The sequence below is a fragment of the Alteromonas sp. OM2203 genome, assembly GCF_048517045.1.
In the GTDB taxonomy this organism is placed as follows: domain Bacteria; phylum Pseudomonadota; class Gammaproteobacteria; order Enterobacterales; family Alteromonadaceae; genus Alteromonas; species Alteromonas gracilis.
Genome location: NZ_CP183209.1, coordinates 4,300,036 through 4,316,872, shown reverse-complemented (window position 1 = coordinate 4,316,872; position 16,837 = coordinate 4,300,036). Strand labels below are relative to the sequence as shown.

Sequence of the window (16,837 nt, the reverse complement as noted above, 5' to 3'; positions counted from 1 at the left end):
ATGTGTGGAATTGTTGGCGCAGTTGCTGAGCGTAACGTAGTTGAAATCCTACTAGAAGGTTTAAAAAGGCTAGAGTATCGCGGCTATGATTCAGCCGGTGTGGCGCTGCTTCAAAACGATGGTACGCTGACGCGTATTCGCCGTACAGGCAAAGTGCAAGAGCTTGCTGATGCGGTAGCAGCAGGCGAAGCTTTGGGAACAACCGGTATTGCACACACCCGTTGGGCGACCCATGGTGGTGTAACTGAAGCAAACGCTCACCCCCATTTCTCTACCGAACGCGTGGCCGTGGTTCACAACGGCATTATTGAAAACTACGTAAGTTTAAAAGCGCAGCTAAAAGATAAAGGCTACACCTTTACCAGCGACACCGACACTGAAACTATTGCGCATACGGTGCATGAAGAGCTTAAATCGGGAAGTACACTCTTAGACGCAGTACAAAGTGCGGTTAAGACATTCCACGGTGCTTACGGCACAGTAATTATGGATAAAGAAGACCCTAGCCGCGTAGTGGTTGCACGTTCTGGCAGCCCGTTAGTCATTGGGCTTGGGCTTGGCGAAAACTTTATTGCGTCAGACCAAATGGCGCTATTGCCAGTAACACGCCGCTTTATCTTTTTAGAAGAGGGCGATGTAGCCGAGATTACACGTCGCGACGTTAAAATCTTTGATAAAGACGGCAATGCCGTTGAGCGCGAAATCATTGAATCGAACATCGAGCACGACGCGGGTGACAAAGCGGGTTACCGCCACTACATGCTTAAGGAAATTCACGAGCAGCCAACGGTTGTGCGTAACGCATTAAAAAACCGTATTGATGAAAACGGACTTACCGCTGATGTATTTGGAAAAGGTGCTGACGAAGTATTTAAAAAGGTTAAACACGTTCAAATCATTGCCTGTGGAACTAGCTACCATGCAGGTATGACGGCGCGCTATTGGTTAGAGCAGTACGCCAATGTGTCGTGTAACGTAGAAATTGCATCAGAGTTTCGTTATCGCAAGTCGGTAGTGCATCCAAACAGCCTACTCATTACTATTTCTCAATCAGGCGAGACAGCCGATACATTGGCAGCTCTTCGTTTGGCGAAAGAGTTGGGCTATATGTCTAGTTTGACCATATGTAATGTTCAGGGCTCGTCATTAGTACGTGAATCTGACTTGGCATTTATGACTCGCGCGGGCGCAGAAATAGGTGTGGCATCTACCAAAGCCTTTACTACACAGCTTGCAGCTTTCCTTATGCTAACCCTTGCATTGGGCAAAGAAAACGGCATGACTGAGTCCGACAGCAAGGCCATTGTTTCTGCACTTCACAGCTTGCCTGCCAAACTTGAAGAGACCCTAGCTATTACAGGCGGTATCGAAGATTTAGCGGAAGAGTTTGCAGACAAAAACCACAGCTTGTTCTTAGGTCGTGGCGACCAATATCCCATTGCTATGGAAGGCGCGCTAAAACTTAAAGAGATTTCTTATATTCACGCTGAAGCCTATGCCTCAGGTGAATTGAAGCACGGCCCTCTTGCGCTGATTGACGACGAAATGCCGGTTATTGTTGTGGCGCCAAATAACGAACTGCTTGAAAAGCTAAAATCGAACGTTGAAGAAGTGCGCGCTCGTGGCGGTATCATGTATGTATTTGCTGACAAAGATGCGGCTTTTGCAGGGGATGAAACCATGCGCGTTATTGACGTACCGCACTGCGAAGCGGCTATTGCACCTATCATTTATACCTTGCCGCTACAGCTATTGAGCTACTACGTGGCGTTAATTAAGGGCACCGACGTTGACCAGCCTAGAAACTTAGCAAAGTCAGTTACAGTGGAATAGCGATAAGTTTGAGTACTTTCTAAATTGTCGGGGGACATTAAAGATTAGAACAACGACACTAAAGTTTGAAACTATGACATTAAAGTTCGAGGCTTTTTACTTAGTCTGCATTTCGCTCTAACAAAATTTTACCCCAAACGAGCTTAAGCGGGTCGTAAATGAGCGATAACAAGACATCAGCAATTTGGCATGTAGGCGTCCGCTCAAGACAAACAACGGACCTTCAGGCTTTAGGTTTTGTGCTACTTATATACATATTCTTTATCACTCGATGGGTGAAAGCGGAGTATGTTGCACATCTTGAAAACTTATTGAGTGACTAGTTGCATGGTTTCTAATTGGGTACTCAAAGTTTTAATGTAAGAACGGCTTACCGGCAATTTTAAACCGTTGACTAAGGTTATAATGCCTTCTCTCCCTGTTCTCTTGAATGACGCAATAGCTTCAAAGGCAACCCAATGCGATCGGTGAACCTGCATCCCTTTGTCATGCGGCACCTCTAAAATAGCGTCCTTGAGCGCATATAGAATGAGTTGCTTACCATTGGCTGTAACCACCTCAAGATAGTGTAACTGCGACGAAATACACAACAAATCATCGCCCATATCCTGGCGCAGATGTGACATAAATGGATAGTTGCAAACCGGCTTTACCTCCTTGCTTTCTTTGAGCTGACTATCTGCAGATGTGCGTTTCACAAACTGCATATCTAAAATCCATGGTGTATTGATTAACATCCAAACCAAAATTGCGGGAAAAAACACGCCGAGCCATTCTCCCGCAAGCTCTTCTGCAAATGACTGAGGCCATCCTTCATTGGCGTAGAATATGTCAATCAGTAACGCAAGAGGGGAAAAGAGGCTAGCGCCTACAGCACCTGACATAAACACTTTCTGCCAGACCGATAATCGGTTAAACGATGACAAGAATGACAAGCCAATATGGGTACCGACCATCAGCGCCATAGGGAGTAGACTCTGCAGCTGCCATTGCACTAAACGGGGTAAAAAGGGCTCGTTATTAGTCGAAGAGATAAAAGCAAACACCAGCCCAACGATGACTGCAATGCCAAAAAAATACCGAAAAGGATTAATATCACCAAGAGGAAACAGCCCATTCATTCAAAAACTTGCCCATTCATACATAAGCGCCCTCAGCGTGTGTGCCAATTTGTTGCTCTTCAGTAAGAATAAGAGAAACTCACACATTTAGGAACACATGACATGAAATTAATCTCGCTATTCGTTGCGACAGCTTTGGCATTAACTGCTTTTCACGCAAGCGCTGAATCTTCTTGGTATATAAAACCGACTTTTGGCATAAGTATGCTGTCTGATCAGGATGGGCAAGTAACCGATGTATTAGCGCAAACTGGCAGCGTAGATATTAAATTGGATGGAGGTTTTAATGCTGGCATAGCCGCAGGCTATTTTGTTAACAATAACTGGGCAGTGGAATTGTATTGGGAATATAGAAGCAATGACTCAGAAACCACTCTACCTGGTGGTATAGAGTTTACTGACGGAAATTTTGCATCGAGTGTGATTGCTATAAACGCCTACCATTACTTTGAAAGTGACACCGATTGGCGCTGGTTTGCAGGCGCTGGGCTCGCCTTTACTCAGGAAATAGATATCGATCTCGAAGATGCTTCTGGTGAACGATCTTTTTCGGGCAGCGGAGACACCGGCTTTCAACTTATGTTCGGTGCCGATTACACTTTAAGCAAACGCCTATCTGCCCAAGCTGAATTGCGATATACGATCATTTCTGGTGTAGATATGGATGCAGAGGAAAATGTTACCATTGGTACGTTTGAAAATATCGACTACACACCGCTTAGCTTTCAGTTAAACCTTAAATATCGGTTTTAAACTCCCTGTGCAGGCTGTATTGTTGTTGTACAGTCTGCAAGTTTGTGTGACTTCGAACAGTAAACATTGGCGAATATCGAACGACAGATATTGGTTGCCACCTCACGTTTTTTTAGCAATTGCATTATGCAATCGCCACTTAAAATTATGGCGTTGCCTATCTACTGTGGCTGTGGAGCAGTCGTCTAACTGAGGTCTGGTTAGATTCCGCTATTCGCTCATAGTTGAAATTGAATAACTAAGACGTGAAGGTCCGGAATACGTACGGGGCTGCCTAATAGCGTCATAGGCACCTTGAGTCAATCAGCAGAAATTCACACATAAATAAAATTGAAGCTATCCTCTGAATTCAAAGTAAGATTGAGCAGTAATGCTTACAAGGATAATTCTGAAAGGTAGGATTGCATCCATTGCGCATCACTTATTAGCTTTGATTCAGGGAGTCGGAATGCAGGACCACTAATACCTATTACGGCTTCCAACTGTCCCTCTTTAAAATAGGGAATAGCTACACAGTTTAGACCTTTTTCCGCTTTTCCAACATCAAGTGCAAATCCTCTTGCGCGAGTTATTTCAAGTGCCTTTTCGACATCTTCACCAATAGCCATACGATGCTCCGGTTTTATCCAGTCAAAGATATCTGGTATCCATGCCATTAACACAAGCCCGGCTGCTGAACCTGGCATCGGTGTTCTCAATCCTTCAGGAGAGGTATGTTTTATTGCTTTATCACATTCGATACCAGCCAGAAAAAATACTTCACCCCCACTGGGTACCGCGATAAAACTCGTTTCGCCTGTTTTTTTCGTAATGTCAGCCAGAAAAGGCATCAGTGATTCGCGGAGTTGATAATCATTTCCGGAAACCCTGGAAAGGTTAGACATACGCCGACTGAGGAAATAACCCGTACTTCCTTGATTTCTGAAAACATAACCAAGCTGACATAGCGTCTTTAGCAAATTATGTGCTGTCGTTTGTTTAATTCCAGAAACCCTGGCTATTTCTTGGAGTTTTGCTTCTCCCCCGTTTCTCGCAATAATTTCTAAAATCGCAAATGTTCTTGATACCGACTGAATCATATAAGTCCTGAAAAGCGCGAAAATTCAACAATGATGAATATTTTATGTTTTTCGACGAATAAATCCACTTTATTGATTTATTAATGAACCTGCCAATGCATCGCTCCGTTTCAGGATCAGAATCTGCGTGGCTGCCGACATGACAACGAGGTCGCTCCCCCCAGATATTTATCACCACCGACTTTTATCAGCGACATGTAACTACCATTTGGAGAACATGATATGAAAACAATGATTGCAACAGCAACAGCGCTTGAGGGGAAAGAAGACGTCCTTGCCTCACTTATCGACGAACTAGCAAACAATGTTCGTAAAGAACCCGGAAATATAGATTTTAGTGTTTTTCATGACAAAGCAGAGCCTTCTACATTCAGGATGCTGGAAAAGTACATCAGCGAAGATGCATTTTCTGAACACCTTAACTCTAAGCATGTAATCAGTTTCAATAATGCCCTTAAGAATCTTGTTGAGGGAGGCGCATCATCGGTTGTTCAACTGGAAACCCTATCTGCACCACATTTTGCTCACCAACACATCAGAGGTATTGATCACGTTGGTCTATGTGTACCAGATTTAAATGCGGCTACAACATTTTTCACTCAGGCGTTCGGCGCGAGTATTGTTTATGATGTTCAGTCACCGCATGAGCCAGCCATGGCGGGAAAAGAGGTTGAGCAACAGCTCGGAATCCCTTCTGGTGCAAAAATAGTTCACATGCGATTACTAAGAATTGGAGACAGTGCGACTATCGAAATGTTCCAGTTTGAGGATACCAAACAGCGTGAGGCTACCTCACTGAACGATTTCGGCCTAAACCATTTGGCACTCTATGTCGATGATATCAAGGCTACCGCAGACAGTTTCGAGGCAGCAGGTGGAGAATTATTATCGGCAATTCACCCTCTTTCAGGAGTGGAAGGGAGTGAAAACAACGCAGGCGTATATGGCAAAGCCCCATGGGGAACCTACATTGAGTTGATTACCACACCAGACGGTATTGATTACTCCCCTGAAGCAACAGTGGCTAGATGGAAGCCATCCCCCTCGACCAGCGTATCTCCAGTCAGTCATGCTATCCACCGTCAAGAGGCATCGGAAGTACTGACTGAGCAAGGTGTGGTGAAAATGACAATGTTTTTAAAGCGCAAAAAAGGCATGTCACATGAGGACTTCGTTGAGCATCATATTAAGAAACATGGCCCACTGTTTCGTCAAATCCCTGGTGTTCAGGACCATGTTCTAAGGTACATTCAAACCCATCCAGTAGAACTAAAAGATCTAGATTCTGATAATGCAAAGTTCGACGGCACAGCGGAACTATGGTTCAAGTCGCAATCTTCACTGAATAAGGTTATGGACTCAAATTTTTATAAAGATGTAGTTTTTGAAGATGAAAAAACGTTTCTTGATCATGAAAATACGCTAATCCAGCTGGGCAGCCAGGTGAATATTATAGGTTAAATAGCAAAGAAAGAGCCGCCCTGAGCGGCTCATGTAATAGTTGAAATATAGATAAATTGAATTGAATGGCTACTTGTTTTTTATCAATGGCTGCTTTACGTACAGTGCTGCCTGTCGGTTTTGTAACTTTGTTATGCACAAATAAGTTTCGAACTTTATTGGCATACTTTCTTTGGATAACCACTTTGATGGGTTCTAAATTTCAATATTTATTGTCACACTAAGCTTCTGCTTGCTATGTGAGAATCGAAATGCGGGAGTGAAAAAGTTTCAAACTTTGATGTCCTTCCACACTAAAAAAATCGTGAGCCTTCAACTCTTAATTTAATTTTTTATAGCTGGGCTCATATGCAAATGATTGAAAAGGCTTGATATCGATAATATGTCGAAATCAGGCCTTTTTGCTTTTCATGCTTAAGTTTGTATACATCCTTTTAGTTTAGCTTTTTATCCTTTCGTCGCTATCGCTTCCCAATTCAGCTTACTTTACTTATGTAAATGGTTGTAAAGCAGCCGCTGGGTTCATATGTAACTCTTCTAAAGATTTAACACGTTAGCGAGGCACCATGGCTATTCCGTACTCACTGCTAGATTTAGCGCCTATTTCAGAAGGTTTTGGCGTAAAAGACGCATTAAATAACTCAACGCTGATGGCTAAGGAAGCTGAGCGTAGTGGTTATGAACGAGTGTGGTTAGCCGAGCACCACGGTATGCAAGGCGTAGCCAGTTCAGCGACCTCGGTAGTGTTAACGCATATTGCTAATGCTACCTCTACTATCAAAGTGGGTGCCGGTGGCATTATGCTGCCTAACCATGCGCCTTTGGTCATTGCTGAACAATTTGGCACCTTGGCTGAATTATTTCCCAATCGGATAGAGCTTGGACTAGGTCGCGCACCAGGTACTGATATGGCAACCGCACGAGCGCTTCGTCGTAACCTACAGAGCGATGTAGATAGCTATCCAGAAGATATTCGGGAACTTCAGCATTACCTTGGTACCCCGAAAGAAGGGCAGCCAATTGTTGCAGTGCCTGGGGCGAATACCCACGTACCTTTATGGTTACTTGGCTCAAGCTTGTACAGTGCACAGGTGGCGGCAAAAATGGGGCTGCCTTATTCATTTGCTTCCCACTTTGCGCCCGATGCCTTATTTGATGCTCTCCATGTGTACCGCAGTATGTTTCAACCTTCAGCGCAATTATCAACACCAAAAGCGATGGCGGGCATAATGGTGGTGATTGCTGAAACTGACGAGGAGGCAGAATGGCTATTCACGTCGGTAAAACAGCAATTTATGAACATGCGACGTGGCCTTAACAAGCCGTTTGCCAAACCTATGCATAACTTCAACGAGTACTGCACGGCGACGGATGAAGCTATGCTATCAAGTGTATTGAGATATGCGTTAGTAGGCTCAAAGGAAACGGTAAAAACAAAGCTCAACAAGTTTATAGAAGCGACACAAATTGATGAAATTATCGTGTCTATGCCAATTTACGACATAAATGCTCGATTGCTTAGCGTTAAGACTTTTGCGGAGTTAGCTGGCTAGGACGTGATATCACCAGTTCAGAACAATTGGCTATAACTTCTTCTATGCATTGCTGTCGAATAACCTTATGATACTACTTTAGTATTAATTTCTCGGGTAGTTATAGCAGGACGTAGAGAATGACAAGGATCATAGCTTTCACTTTATATGCTTTTTTTTCATTGTCGCTGAGCACGGGCTTAGTAATGGCAAAAGAAGTTTATAACGTTGTTATAGTTGAGACTTTACCTGTTCCTATTGTTACCGAGTCACGCATTGAGTTTGAAAAAGAGTTGGCCCGTATTATGCCCAACCATGACATTAACGTGACGACCTACGACGCAGAGGGCTCCGAGCTTCGCGCAAGGGCAATACTCGCCGATTTAGCTAAAGAGCCTACCCCCGACTTAATGGTGTCGGTCGCTACGCTCGCTACCCGGGCGCTTAATGCGTCTAGCGAATTTCTTGAAGTACCAAAACTCTTTATGGCGGTTTCTTCACCTGTTGAAGAAGGTATTGTGCCGGCAATTGGCGCAAGCAGCGATCGCAATATAACAGGTGAGTCACACGTACTCGACGCAAAAGTAAAGCTGGATATGCTGGAGGGGGTGCTTAGAGCCTCTGATCAAAATAAGCCTTTAACCATTGGGCTAATTCACTCAATGTATCCATCTTCAAGCAACTTGGTAAATCAACTGCTTGCGCTTAACGGAAACTATAAGCACATTAATTTGGTCGCTGTCAGCACCCCTTATTTAGAGGGCGATGAAGGGCTCGTGGCGATGACCGATAATATTGTTGAAAAATTGCAGCAAAGCGAAGACAAATTAGACGGCTATTGGCTCTCTTCAGGGCCACTCGCTGAAGCAAATGGACTGGTGGCTAAAGTAAAAGAAAGAACAGGTTTATTCCCTTTATTTGCAGAGAGTATTTCATCTGTGAAAGAGGGTGCGCTCATTGGGGTCGTATCCGAGCCAGTTAGTATAGGGAAATCAGCGGCAAGAAAAGCAAAGTTAATACTTGAGAACAGTTCGGCGAAAGATATGCCTGTCGGAAAAATGGATACGTATACGGTGGCAGTAAATGTTTCCACAGCAATAAAACTACAGCTACCGATCCCTTCAAATTACCTCAAACTCGCGAAAAAACATGTCTATCAGTAGGGTCAAATAAAAAGTTAATATGCGGATTAAAACGAAACTATTGATGATATACATTCCAATATTGCTAATTGGAATGGCAGTGACAGGCTACTGGGCTTACTTAACAGCCTATGATTCAGTTCGTGAACGAGAGTATCAGCTTCTTACTCAAACACTCACATTGAACGTAATGGAAATCATAAACGAACGACGTGAATTGCTTATTGAGTCAGGTCTTGAAAACGTGCCTGTGTTCAGGGATGCCTATCAAAAAGAGGTATTTGAAGAGCTTAAGTCCTTACAGCAGGCAACCAACCGACACTTTGCGATAAGTGATAGAAGCACCGAAACCCTTGTTTTTAGCACGATGAAGGCCCCTGTATTGCTAAATGTCGAGGGCGCCAGCATGGCCACCATTGCCAATCGCACCGTGGCGTTTGGAGAGTCTAACGTTAATGACATAGATGTACTTTTTGCGTGTTCGGAGTTCAATCCGTGGAACTGGAAGGTGACGGTTTTACAGCCAGCTGAACCTTTGCAGTCTTCTTTGTTTACTATAGCGTGGCTCACTGTTCTCGTTACGCTGTTTGCCGTTGTCACTGTAAGCCTTCTTATGGGGCGCGTAACCCAGATTTTAGTTGTATCGCCCATTGAAAAAATTAAGTCGGCCGCTAGCCGAATTGCAGTAGACCATAAAAAGGTCACCATCGATTTACAGCAAAACGATGAACTCGGAGGCCTTGCGCGGGATGTTGAGGCAATGTCTGGTGAAATAGAGCAGTATGTTGCTCAAGCCCAGCAGGCGAATAGAGCAAAAACCGATTTTCTTGCTGTGATGAGTCACGAGATTCGTACTCCACTAAACGGCATTCAAGGGTTAGCAGCATTGCTGTTAGAAACGCCGCTTTCAGATAAGCAACATCAATATGCAAGTGATTTGAAGTCTTCGGCATCTATTCTCGCAACGGTCATAAACGATGTACTGGATTTGTCTAAAATTGAGTCTGGTATGTCGGAAGTGGACGTTACTGAGTTTGACCTCAACGTTATGCTTAACGAACTCATCACGTTACTTGGGACTAATGCCAGCAGTAACAATACCCGTTTGGTGTATACAAGTAAGAACCTTGAGTCTGTGGCGGTAACGAGCGATATCACCAAGCTTCGTCAAATTATTATTAATCTTGTAAGCAATGCCATCAAGTTCACACATAAAGGTACGGTGAGGATTACCGCAAAGCTTAAACAGCCGTCAACGGAAACTGTGGGCGAGAACCGTTTGGTTATTGCGGTAAAAGATAGTGGTATTGGCATCGAGCCAGATAGGTTAGAACACATTTTTGATAAGTTCACACAATCTGATTCATCGATTACCCGAGAATACGGGGGTACTGGTCTTGGGCTTGCCATAGCAAGACAGCTTGCTCAGCTACTAGGTGGCGACATCAAAGTCGTAAGCAAGGTAGGCGAAGGCTCGTGTTTTACCGTTACAGCCAATGTACAGTCTCGCTTAAAAGTTGAGTCTTCAACTGATTCCGTGTTGGTAAAGAAGGCTCGTGATGCAAGCTTGCCATCGGGATTAAAAATCTTACTGGCAGAAGATAACGCGATCAATGCAGTAGTAGCACAAGCGCTTCTAGAGCAACTCAATTGTATTGTAGAGCACGTTGACAATGGGCTGAAAGCGACTGCACGGGTTGAAGAAGGTGGCATTGACGTAGTCTTTATGGATGTTCACATGCCAGTGATGGATGGAATAGAAGCCACAAAGCGCATTCGCAAATTAAATGGCGACTTAGGCCAAACGCCGGTGATAGGTTTGACCGCAGAAGCGTTCAAAGAGCGCCATATAGTATTTAAGGCGGCAGGAATGGACGACATTGTAACCAAACCTGTCACTGTTGAAGCGTTACAAGAAAGCTTGGTAAAACTGGCGCTTAAGCAAGAAGTCACTGATAATAAGTAGAGTTACTGAGTGTCTTTGTAGATTTCATAAGTGAATGAACGCTTAGTGAAAAGAGCGCTTAGGTCTACATTCAATCTTGATGCATAGGATGGCGTGTGCAATTTAATAAACCAAGTGAATTGAGGCGTCTGCGAATTGCGCTCATAATCGGCGCTGTACTCGTGCTCGTCTTCATGGCCGCTGACTTGTTGTTATTGCCAAGCTCCATGTATCAATTGTACATTTTTGACCGTTTACTTATCCAATTTCCAATCATACTTACAGTCATAGCAATATCCTATTGGCGCAAGTTTATTCAACACAGGGCTATTGTCTTTGCAACGTTGCTTGTCGCTCTTTCATACAGCAATTATTGGCTCATTTGGGTATGTTGGACTGAGCATGATTTTATTTTTCCCTACGAGGGGACTATCTTATATGCCTTCTTTTGTGTTTTTGCGCTCGGTATTCCCTTTAAACTGGCGATAACCGTTAACCTCATTAATATCCTGGGTTTCCTTGGCCTAATGTGGGTAGCGCCTGTTTACGGCGATAGAGTGCCAATTTCTGCGGCATTCGTATCGGGGTCGCTATTTATTTGTGTATATGCTCGCTACCGTTTAGACCGAAGTGTGCAAATGCTAAAACAAACGAACGATAGACTGCTCAAGCTAAGTAAATACGACCCGCTCTCTGACTTACTGAATCGACGTGCTTTAAGAGAGCAAAGCGAAAAACTGTTGGCATTAAGTAAACGGCATAAGGTTTCAATGGCAGTATTGATGCTCGACTTGGACGATTTCAAAAAGTACAACGATGCTTTTGGCCATCAGCAGGGTGATGAAGCAATAAAAATACAGGCGCGCATCATGAAGCAGGTATTTAAGCGGGAAACCGATATACTGGGGCGATATGGCGGCGAAGAGTTTATTATCGTGCTAAGCGATATCAAAAAAGACCAAGTGGCGAAGCACTGTCAGGCGCTTTTAAATGAATGGGAAGAAGCAGCGTTGCAACACGCACAAGATGCGAAGCACCCGCTTGTAAGTTGTTCGATTGGTGTGGTGTTTGCGAAGTCTGTTAATAATTGCTCCATCGACTGGCTTATTGATGAAGCGGATAAAGCGCTTTATGACGCTAAGGAAAGAGGTAAAGCCCAGTTCGTGTTAAAAGAGGCCTAGTTTTACAGAATGAGGGGCGAAACGACGTGCGCCACGCCCACCAATTCTATTGCCCGTGCTTACTAAAGTTTTACAATCATTTTGCCGGTATTTTTACCTTCAAAAAGCATGTTTAAGCCTTTCTCAGCATTTTCTAAACCTTCTATCGTATGTGCGCGGTACTTAATTTTACCTTGCTGTACGTAGGGCGTGAGCTTTTGTAATAGCTGAGGAATTTCACCCCAGTGATCAGGCATAGCAAACCCGCGAATATTGATACGTTTTTTAATTAATGGGATCCAGTTTGGACCCGGTGAAGGTTCTTCGGACTGATAATCAGCAATCATGCCGCACACAACAATACGGCCATGAGCGTTCATTCTGTTAAAGATGTGATGTTGAATAGGGCCGCCCGTGTTTTCAAAGAAAACATCAATTTTATCAGGAGTCAGTTCGGCTAGCTTTTCTTCCAGATCATCTTTCTTGTAGTTAACCGCGCCGTCAAAGCCTAACTCATTTACAATCCAGTCCGCTTTTTCATCACTACCGACTACACCTATAACACGTAAGCCGTCAGCTTTTGCAAGCTGTCCTACCATCGAACCAACCGAGCCTGCTGCTCCTGTAACTATAAGTGTTTCGCCTTCTTTAGGCTCGCCAAAATTATAAAGCCCTGTGGTGGCAGTTAAACCCGGCAATGCAAACACACATAGCGCCATTTCTTCTGTCACACCATCCTGTAGCTTATTGAATCCAGAACCGTCACTGAGTACATACTCGCTCCAGCCTGTCATACCCATAACTTTATCGCCAACAGAGAAATCAGAGTTTTTCGACTCTACAACTTCACCCACGCCGCTCGAACGCATTACATCGCCAAGTTCTACTGGAGGAATATAGCTTTCTCTGTCTTCGCTCATCCAACCAAGCATTGCGGGGTCTAACGACATGTGCGTTTGCTTTATCAGAATTTGCCCGTCCTTCACAGAAGGAACGTCTAACTCTTTGGTTTCAAAAAGGTGAGGGCCAATCTTCTGGTCGTTGGGACGTTGAACCAGCGTTATTGCTTTGTACGTTGACATTGTATCCTCCAGTAACAATTAAAAAGTGTCTGCCTTCTTGGCATGTTAAGTTACACCGCCGCAGTTTTTTGGCGCTATCACTTACTTAGTAAAAGGTGGGGCTTGCTGGAACTAACTCAACCGATCAAGCCACTTTTCTATGAATTTGAATTAAATATTAGATTAGTTCCAATGGTTGATAGTGATAATTGCAAAAAACTATTAACAATATTGTGATCTTGTATTAACTGTGAGTTTTCAATTTTGTTTATAAATGCGGCGAAAGTGTCGCTATAATTGTAAAAAATGCGATAAAAGTGCGTAAATAACGTTTACTTGCATTGAACAAAACTATCCAGATCCGTAGAATGCCTGCTGCAATTTTCCCCTATTACAATGAGTATCTTATGAAGCAACAGTTTTCTTTACGTGCCTCAGTTTGCCTAGCGCTTGCTACTTTAGCCTCTTCTTCAGCGCTGGCAGCTGGTTTCCAAGTCAATGAACACAGCGCAAACGGTCTAGGCCGCGCAATGGCTGGTCAGGCGGCAAAGCCAGAGAATGCATCGATTTTAGCGACCAACCCTGCGGCAATTGGTGTATTTAAAGAAGCTGAATTCAGTGCATCGGCAAGCTTTATCGACCCGAATGTAGATATCAATGGTGCGGTTACCTATAACCTCGGCGGCAACATCGTCGGCGGCGGTGCAGCGCAAGAAGACAACATCGCTGATACAGCAATTGTTCCTGGTTTCTTCTATGTCTCGCCTATCAACGATAAACTTTCTGCAGGTGTTGGAGTTTTCACTACTTATGGTCTTCGTTCAGATTACTCAGATGACTTCGGAGCCCTTCATTTTGCCGACACAGCAGAAGTGAAAACTGTAACGGTGAACCCAGCTGTTTCATATAAAGTAAACAAGCAACTTATGGTTGGCTTTGGTTTGAATATTACATATGCGGAAGCCGAAATTGGCTCTGGCGTTTCAAACACCCTTGTTGACACCTTGGTTGATTTAGCGCCAAGCGCTGAGGCACTTGGCGTTACCTTGCCACAACTTACGGCTGGTAATTCGTTGTTTAGCATGGAAGGTGATGATATTGGCTTCGGTTGGAACGCCGGTGTTTTCTGGCAGCCAACTGACATGACTAATATCGCGCTTTCATACCGTGCTGAAACAAAATTAGAGCTTGAAGGTGCAGTATCTTCAGAAACGCCTATTTTTCCTATTAATCTTAACCAGCCTGGTAGCCTTGATCTGAATCTTGCTGCTATTACTGAATTAGCGGTTGACCAGAAAATCGATAACCAATGGTCTGTGCAAGCGAGCTTAACGTTTACCGATTGGAGTACGTTCGAAAAGCTTGAAGCCAACCTAGAAGATGACGTTGACTTCTTAATAAAAGAAGAAAACTTCGATGACTCATGGCGCGCAGCGCTTGGTGTTACCTACATTCTAAACGATGAAATTACCCTTCGTGCTGGCTATGCTTACGACGATGGAGTGGTTTCGGTAGAGAACCGCTCGCTGAGTATTCCAGATACTGACCGTCACTGGTTCTCTGGTGGTATGACTTACACCATGAGTGAAGACACTTCAATTGATGTGGCTTACGTATTTATTGATGGCCGTGAAGCAAACATCAATAAAGACAGAACTATTTTGAGCAACGTTCTTCCTGGTACAGACTTCACCACTAACTTCACAGGTACACAGTCTGCGACTGCTCATATTCTTAGTGTTCAGCTTAATACACGTTTCTAATTAGAAACGTTGTTCATAAAAATGGCAGCTTGAACGCTGCCATTTTTGTTTGAGCTATCAGGCTAACCCTTGCAATAGCTTATCGAAGTAATTAAAACTGATGCTTAAATTTGCGCAAACAAGTCTTGTAGACAAGTAATTGCAGCACTGATTTTTGCAGGCATTAAATCTCGCTTTGGCGTTACTGCATACACCGTGTAATCAGGCAGCGTCCAATCAGCAAAGAGTTGTTTCATATCGCCAGATTTCAAAAGATGCCTCACTTCTGGTTCTGGCAGTACTGCATAACCTAATCCATCTTGAGTGAGCTTAATCAGCGTTTGCATCGAGTTTACATCAATACGCTGTGTATCGAGTTCATAGTCGCCATTGTCTTTGTGAACCATCACGTAATCTTCGATATGTCGATGAGCAATATAAGCGTGACTAACGAGTTGCTCAGGGTTTGAAAGATTAGTGTTCGCTAACGGATGCTCTGCAGATACGCATAAAATACGCTTCCACGTAGCTAGCTCTAAACTACTGAAATTAGTGTCAGAAACAGGGGCGAAGCAAAGAACTAGATCGGCGCTTGACGCAATAATATCTTTGGGTTCATCGGTGACGGTAAGCGAGATGGTTATTTTCGGAAATTCTTCGCAAAGCTTCTTCAGCGGCTCACTGAGCAGACCGCCACCAAAACCTTCTGGCGCAATAATATTGATTTTACCAGTAGGGTCGTCTTGAAGGCTTTCTATCTTTTGCTGGGCAAGTTCTGCGGTTTGCAGCATTTTCTTGCTAGTCTCGTAGTAGATGCGCCCCGCTTCGGTTAGGCTCAAACTTCGCGTATTTCTATTGAACAGGCTAAGGCCAATATCATGCTCTAGCTTTCTTAATTGCTGGCTAATTGCAGAGACCGTCATGTGAAGTTCTCGCGCGGCGACACTCATGCTTCCGCTGTCTGTTACTGCGGTAAATACCTGAAGGGAGCGAAGTAATTTAGTATTCATGGCGCAGTTTAATCCTTTCGATTGGCCGTAAACTTATGAGTGAACATTTGTAGCAAATTAACGATATAAGAGGGCGAATTCTATCTTATTTAATGGTTAATGATCGTTTTTACGTAAGTTTTTACTCAAAACTTACGTTTAAAACTTCAGCGCTTCACAGCGAAGTAAGCAATAACACTCCACATAACAAAGAGGCGGGTTCAGACAATAAACCCGCTTATCTGCCCGGCCTTTTACTTATTCTATAATCACCAGTTTTTAATTGTGGGCAGTAATATTATCGAATGGTCCTGACCATGTTAATAGTGTTTGTTGCTAGCTTTACTTCAACGAGGAAAACGATAAGTGCACTGATTAGAAACATCATTGCCAAAATGAACAAAACAATAACGGGTGTTTTAAGATCAACCACCCAAAGCGATCCTGAGAACAAGGCCATGATCACGGTGCACACTAAGAGCGCTGAAGCTACACAAAGGCCAATAGCCCAGTTAATGACTTTCACCCTGCGCCACAGTACTTTAATTTCTTTTTTAGAGCGGTCTACAATGTGTGGGTCTGACAGGGTATGAATTTGTCGCTCTGCCACTCTGACCCGGTCAGATATGCGCCCCAATCGCGAAGACATGACGTTAAGAAAACCCGCAATACCGGTAAGCAAAAACACAGGCGCCACGGCAAATTCGATAAGTTGTGAAAGGCTAGGTATAAGTGTGTCCAACAATTTCTCCAGTCAGCTAGGCAAATTAAAATTGATAAGAGTTAACAAACGTTTTTGCCTCTGCCCAATCGTAAAGTCATATGAAAGTTTCATTTCAATGCACTTGTTGAAGAACAGCTTATGTAGAGGCAAACCAATTATCGAAAATTAAAGTAAAAGCAAAGTGTAAGCCAATGCTTATACCAGATAACGGCTGCTAAACTTAACACTTTGCCTAAGTTTAGTGCTTTTTAACTCACTCACGGCTTGATTCACAGTAGAATAGTGTTTCTGACTT

Annotated in this window: 13 protein-coding genes; 8 read left to right on the top strand and 5 right to left on the bottom strand. The window is 43.7% G+C overall.

Going from position 1 to position 16,837, the window contains the following annotated elements; genetic code table 11:
* On the top strand, positions 1-1,833 hold the full coding sequence (gene glmS, locus ACM0P2_RS18885; RefSeq protein WP_419227001.1) for a glutamine--fructose-6-phosphate transaminase (isomerizing): 1,833 nt from the start codon (positions 1-3) through the stop codon (positions 1,831-1,833).
* 308 nt (positions 1,834-2,141) lie between these two features.
* On the opposite strand, the gene ACM0P2_RS18880 is transcribed toward glmS, so the two are convergent.
* The gene (locus ACM0P2_RS18880) at positions 2,142-2,954 is read right to left on the bottom strand and encodes a LytTR family DNA-binding domain-containing protein (RefSeq protein WP_419227000.1); all 813 of its coding nucleotides are present in this window, start codon (positions 2,952-2,954) and stop codon (positions 2,142-2,144) included.
* Between the two features lie 102 nt (positions 2,955-3,056).
* On the opposite strand from ACM0P2_RS18880, the gene ACM0P2_RS18875 reads away from it, so the two are divergent.
* Positions 3,057-3,707, top strand: a complete 651-nt coding sequence (locus ACM0P2_RS18875; protein WP_419226999.1) for an outer membrane beta-barrel protein — start codon at positions 3,057-3,059, stop codon at positions 3,705-3,707.
* Positions 3,708-4,081: 374 nt separating this feature from the next.
* On the opposite strand, the gene ACM0P2_RS18870 is transcribed toward ACM0P2_RS18875, so the two are convergent.
* A complete protein-coding gene (locus ACM0P2_RS18870; RefSeq protein WP_419226998.1) occupies positions 4,082-4,786 on the bottom strand; it encodes an IclR family transcriptional regulator in 705 nt (234 codons plus the stop codon).
* Positions 4,787-5,008: 222 nt separating this feature from the next.
* Between ACM0P2_RS18870 and ACM0P2_RS18865 the strand changes: the two genes are divergently transcribed.
* The 5 genes from ACM0P2_RS18865 (at position 5,009) to ACM0P2_RS18845 (ending at position 12,047) form a co-directional block, all read left to right on the top strand.
* The gene (locus ACM0P2_RS18865; protein WP_419226997.1) at positions 5,009-6,247 is read left to right on the top strand and encodes an EthD family reductase; all 1,239 of its coding nucleotides are present in this window, start codon (positions 5,009-5,011) and stop codon (positions 6,245-6,247) included.
* Positions 6,248-6,813: 566 nt separating this feature from the next.
* A complete protein-coding gene (locus ACM0P2_RS18860) occupies positions 6,814-7,800 on the top strand; it encodes an LLM class flavin-dependent oxidoreductase (RefSeq protein WP_419226996.1) in 987 nt (328 codons plus the stop codon).
* 185 nt (positions 7,801-7,985) lie between these two features.
* Entirely contained in the window at positions 7,986-8,942 is a 957-nt protein-coding gene (locus tag ACM0P2_RS18855; RefSeq protein WP_236547168.1) for an ABC transporter substrate-binding protein, read from the top strand.
* Positions 8,943-8,961: 19 nt separating this feature from the next.
* Positions 8,962-10,887, top strand: coding sequence for an ATP-binding protein (locus tag ACM0P2_RS18850; protein ID WP_419226995.1), 1,926 nt, complete (start codon positions 8,962-8,964; stop codon positions 10,885-10,887).
* A gap of 95 nt (positions 10,888-10,982) precedes the next feature.
* A complete protein-coding gene (locus ACM0P2_RS18845; RefSeq protein ID WP_419226994.1) occupies positions 10,983-12,047 on the top strand; it encodes a diguanylate cyclase domain-containing protein in 1,065 nt (354 codons plus the stop codon).
* A gap of 62 nt (positions 12,048-12,109) precedes the next feature.
* Here the strand turns inward: ACM0P2_RS18845 and ACM0P2_RS18840 are convergent, their stop codons facing one another.
* Complete coding sequence (locus tag ACM0P2_RS18840; RefSeq protein WP_159119813.1) at positions 12,110-13,108, bottom strand: NADP-dependent oxidoreductase; 999 nt, start codon at positions 13,106-13,108, stop codon at positions 12,110-12,112.
* Between the two features lie 386 nt (positions 13,109-13,494).
* On the opposite strand from ACM0P2_RS18840, the gene ACM0P2_RS18835 reads away from it, so the two are divergent.
* A complete protein-coding gene (locus ACM0P2_RS18835; protein WP_159119812.1) occupies positions 13,495-14,850 on the top strand; it encodes an OmpP1/FadL family transporter in 1,356 nt (451 codons plus the stop codon).
* A 104-nt stretch (positions 14,851-14,954) separates the two neighbouring features.
* Here ACM0P2_RS18835 and ACM0P2_RS18830 read toward each other — a convergent pair whose 3' ends face one another.
* Positions 14,955-15,839: a LysR family transcriptional regulator gene (locus ACM0P2_RS18830; protein ID WP_159119811.1), complete on the bottom strand. Its 885-nt coding sequence runs from the start codon at positions 15,837-15,839 to the stop codon at positions 14,955-14,957.
* 277 nt (positions 15,840-16,116) lie between these two features.
* Positions 16,117-16,560, bottom strand: coding sequence for a DUF2721 domain-containing protein (locus ACM0P2_RS18825; protein WP_159119810.1), 444 nt, complete (start codon positions 16,558-16,560; stop codon positions 16,117-16,119).
* Positions 16,561-16,837 lie beyond the last annotated feature (277 nt).

Coding starts and splice junctions, on each gene's coding strand:
- ACM0P2_RS18860 (WP_419226996.1), top strand. CDS start 6,814: ATGGCTATTCCGTACTCACTGCTAGATTTAGCGCCTATTTCAGAAGGT.
- ACM0P2_RS18880 (WP_419227000.1), bottom strand. CDS start 2,954: ATGAATGGGCTGTTTCCTCTTGGTGATATTAATCCTTTTCGGTATTTT.
- ACM0P2_RS18830 (WP_159119811.1), bottom strand. CDS start 15,839: ATGAATACTAAATTACTTCGCTCCCTTCAGGTATTTACCGCAGTAACA.
- ACM0P2_RS18865 (WP_419226997.1), top strand. CDS start 5,009: ATGAAAACAATGATTGCAACAGCAACAGCGCTTGAGGGGAAAGAAGAC.
- ACM0P2_RS18855 (WP_236547168.1), top strand. CDS start 7,986: ATGGCAAAAGAAGTTTATAACGTTGTTATAGTTGAGACTTTACCTGTT.
- ACM0P2_RS18870 (WP_419226998.1), bottom strand. CDS start 4,786: ATGATTCAGTCGGTATCAAGAACATTTGCGATTTTAGAAATTATTGCG.
- ACM0P2_RS18850 (WP_419226995.1), top strand. CDS start 8,962: ATGCGGATTAAAACGAAACTATTGATGATATACATTCCAATATTGCTA.
- ACM0P2_RS18875 (WP_419226999.1), top strand. CDS start 3,057: ATGAAATTAATCTCGCTATTCGTTGCGACAGCTTTGGCATTAACTGCT.
- ACM0P2_RS18835 (WP_159119812.1), top strand. CDS start 13,495: ATGAAGCAACAGTTTTCTTTACGTGCCTCAGTTTGCCTAGCGCTTGCT.
- glmS (WP_419227001.1), top strand. CDS start 1: ATGTGTGGAATTGTTGGCGCAGTTGCTGAGCGTAACGTAGTTGAAATC.
- ACM0P2_RS18840 (WP_159119813.1), bottom strand. CDS start 13,108: ATGTCAACGTACAAAGCAATAACGCTGGTTCAACGTCCCAACGACCAG.